This is a genomic window from Shewanella scandinavica, from assembly GCF_031932065.1.
In the GTDB taxonomy this organism is placed as follows: domain Bacteria; phylum Pseudomonadota; class Gammaproteobacteria; order Enterobacterales; family Shewanellaceae; genus Shewanella; species Shewanella baltica.
This window is the reverse complement of record NZ_JAUOES010000060.1, coordinates 1-1,184: the sequence shown is the minus strand read 5'-3', so window position 1 is coordinate 1,184 and position 1,184 is coordinate 1. Positions and strand designations below refer to the sequence as shown.

The 1,184-nt window shown below is 46.0% G+C and carries 1 protein-coding gene; it reads right to left on the bottom strand.

Features of this window, described 5'->3' with window-relative positions:
• Positions 1-154 precede the first annotated feature (154 nt).
• Positions 155-1,183 carry an IS110 family RNA-guided transposase gene (locus tag Q4Q50_RS22290; RefSeq protein ID WP_311901216.1) on the bottom strand — a complete coding sequence of 343 codons (1,029 nt, stop codon included), beginning with the start codon at positions 1,181-1,183 and terminating at the stop codon, positions 155-157.
• Between the last annotated feature and the right edge of the window lies 1 nt (position 1,184).

Below are 1,184 nucleotides of genomic sequence, written 5' to 3'. Positions count from 1 at the left end.
GCCTATTCGGGCTAGCACTGGTTGGACTGAGCCATTTCTTCATCGTTAACAACAACCTTGGTGAGTATTAAATGCGCTATCTTGCGGCTCTTATCACCCAGTCGGACTCGGAGTCCTTGGCTCGACCGAGCTCTGCAAGATAGCGACAACGGGGTTAACAAGTACCATGGTTTGCTCCTTGATTAGCAGCATATTGCGGAGCGTAAGGCACTTGTTTTTGTAATAAAACCCATATCAGTCTGGCGAGTCTATGAGCCGTGGCAACCACCGCACTGCAGATGCTTTTTCGGCTTCTTAACTGTGTTATCCAAAGGTTTAAATCATCTTGTTTTTTACTCGCATGGCTGACAACGGTTCTAGCACCATGAATAAGTTGTTTGCGTAAATAGCAGTCACCGCGCTTGGTGATGCCGCCATTAACGCTCTTGTTACCAGAGGCGAATTGTTTTGGGGTTAATCCTAGCCAGACCGCCAGTTCCTTAGGGCTATTAAAGGCTTGGCCAGCACCAATGGCAGCGGCAAATGCTGATGCGATAATGGGACCAACTCCTGGGATGCTCAGTAGGATTTTACCATTAGGGTCTCGCTCGACCAGCTGTTTTAATAGTGAGTTAATTCGTTCAAGGCGCTTAGTGAGTGCTTGATATTCTTCCCAAAAATCATTGGCCATTAATTTTATCAGTGGTCGTTGCGCTTCATCACAGATGATATCCCACATCGCCCGCTCAAACGCACTGTGGCCTTGGGCAAAACAAATACCGAAATCTACTAACACGCCACGAATTTGATTGGTACAGGCGATTCTTTGTTTTACCAAGCGCTCTCTAACGCGGTGTAGCATCAGAATTTCTTGCTGCGCTTCGGTTTTAATCGGCACAAAGCGAATATTTGGCCTAAAACTGGCTTCGTAAATTGCCATGGCATCGTTCTTATCATTCTTGCTACCACGAACAAATGGGGTGACATGTTGGGCTGGAATAAGCCTTACGCCATGACCCATAGCGAGAAATTTACGCCCCCAATAATGGGATGAATAACAGGCTTCAAAGACCACATTGCAGACAGATTGCTGCGACATAAACTCAGTCAGTTGAGCGCGATTTAAACGCTTATTGAACACTTGCTTTGCCTGACTATTCATCCCCAGGACTTGAAATACATTCTTTGCCAAATCAATCGCAATA